The sequence below is a fragment of the Streptomyces muensis genome, assembly GCF_021474425.1.
GTDB classification, from domain to species: domain Bacteria; phylum Actinomycetota; class Actinomycetes; order Streptomycetales; family Streptomycetaceae; genus Streptomyces; species Streptomyces muensis.
This window is the reverse complement of sequence record NZ_JAKEIP010000567.1, coordinates 1-1,442: the sequence shown is the minus strand read 5'-3', so window position 1 is coordinate 1,442 and position 1,442 is coordinate 1. Positions and strand designations below refer to the sequence as shown.

General features: G+C 70.5%; 2 protein-coding genes. One reads left to right on the top strand and one right to left on the bottom strand.

Features of this window, described 5'->3' with window-relative positions:
- Positions 1–123 precede the first annotated feature (123 nt).
- Positions 124–447, top strand: coding sequence for a DMT family transporter (locus tag L0P92_RS44380; protein ID WP_030052453.1), 324 nt, complete (start codon positions 124–126; stop codon positions 445–447).
- On the opposite strand, the gene L0P92_RS44375 is transcribed toward L0P92_RS44380, so the two are convergent.
- Positions 392–1,072, bottom strand: coding sequence for a TetR/AcrR family transcriptional regulator (locus L0P92_RS44375; protein ID WP_234768801.1), 681 nt, complete (start codon positions 1,070–1,072; stop codon positions 392–394). The two genes, L0P92_RS44380 and L0P92_RS44375, sit on opposite strands and share 56 nt — an antisense overlap.
- Between the last annotated feature and the right edge of the window lie 370 nt (positions 1,073–1,442).

The following is a 1,442-nucleotide window of genomic DNA, read 5'->3' as shown; positions in this document are numbered from 1 at the left end:
GGGAAGGGGATTGACCTCCGCGTTGTTTGTCCCCGTGTGAGACCGGTAAGGGCATAATCGCACCGAGCCGGATCCAAGCCTGACGAAGCGGTCACTGAGCGTGGGCATACGGGAGGACAGCACATGGCGTGGCTGCTGGTCATCGTGGCGGGGCTGCTCGAAACCGGTTTCGCCGTCTGCCTGAAACTGTCGCACGGCTTCAGCCGTCTCTGGCCGACGGTCGCCTTCTGCATCTTCGCCCTGGGCAGCTTCGGACTGCTGACGCTGTCGCTGAAGAAGCTGGACGTGGGGCCGGCGTACGCCGTGTGGACGGGGATCGGGGCGGCGGGTACGGCGATCTACGGGATGATCTTCCTCGGCGACATCGTGTCGACGTTGAAGATCGTGTCGATCAGTCTGGTGATCGTGGGGGTCGTCGGCCTGCAACTGTCGGGCTCGGCACACTGACCTCGTGACGTCGGTCGTCCCCCAACTGCCGGTGCAGCGCGCCGCGTACGAGTTCGGCGACACCGCCTTCGCCGGGCGGGGCGGCGACGCAGGAGAGGGCCAGCCTGACGACGAGTTCGCAGGACCGGGCCAGGTCGGCGACGTCGGACTTGTTGATCCCGGGGCCGGAGATGACCACTACGGCCCGGTCGCGCACGAAAGCCACGAAGTCGCCGGGTGACGGGAGCGGGCCGTCGGCGCGGCGCTGTGCCGGTACGGCGGAGGTGGACGGCACGGCGGACAGTGTCGGTGCGGGCAGGCGCTCGCTCCAGCAGCCGGTGAGCATGGCGCGGACGAGGGCGTTGTCGCGGGCGAGTGCGGCCGTCCACTCGGCGGTGGCGGTGAGGCGTTCCCGGGTGTCGCTGTGGGTGGCGAGGGCGCGTTCGACGCCGGCGAGGTAGCCGTCGGCCTCCCTTCTGACGAGCGCGCGGGCAAGGCCTTCCTTGCTCCCGAACTCGTTGTACAGCGTCTGCCGGGACACCCCGGCCGCCGCGGCCACGTCCACCATCCGCACGGCGGACCACGACCGACGCGCCAGCGCCGTGTATGCGGCGTCCAGCAGGGATTCCCGCGCTGCAGGCATCATCGCCTCCCGGGGACGAGCGGCTCTGCGCCCAGATTTGACGCGCACGGGGTCACTGTCAAGGGTTCGCGAAGGCACGCGGGGGCGCACGAGGTTGCCTGCGGCGGCCCGTTGCTCATCGGTGGGGTTCGCGTGGCGCGGTTCGGTGAGCGGGTGAGTGGGTGATCAGGAACTCGGGCGACTGCGGCCCGGCGGGGGCTGGCCGCGCAGTTCCCCGCGCCCCTTTGGGGCGATGCAGCTCCGCCCTCCTTCAGCCGACCGGCGATCGAGGACCGGACCCGAGTCACCGGCGGTCACCCTTGGGCGCCGGCCCAGGCACCCTCCAGCCCGTCCGGCGTTCGAGGACGAGCATTGCCATCCCCAGCCCCCACCC

What these genes read in the sequence shown, in the direction of transcription:
- L0P92_RS44380 (WP_030052453.1), top strand. Translation starts at nt 124, where the DNA reads ATGGCGTGGCTGCTGGTCATCGTGGCGGGGCTGCTCGAAACCGGTTTC.
- L0P92_RS44375 (WP_234768801.1), bottom strand. Translation starts at nt 1,072, where the DNA reads ATGATGCCTGCAGCGCGGGAATCCCTGCTGGACGCCGCATACACGGCG.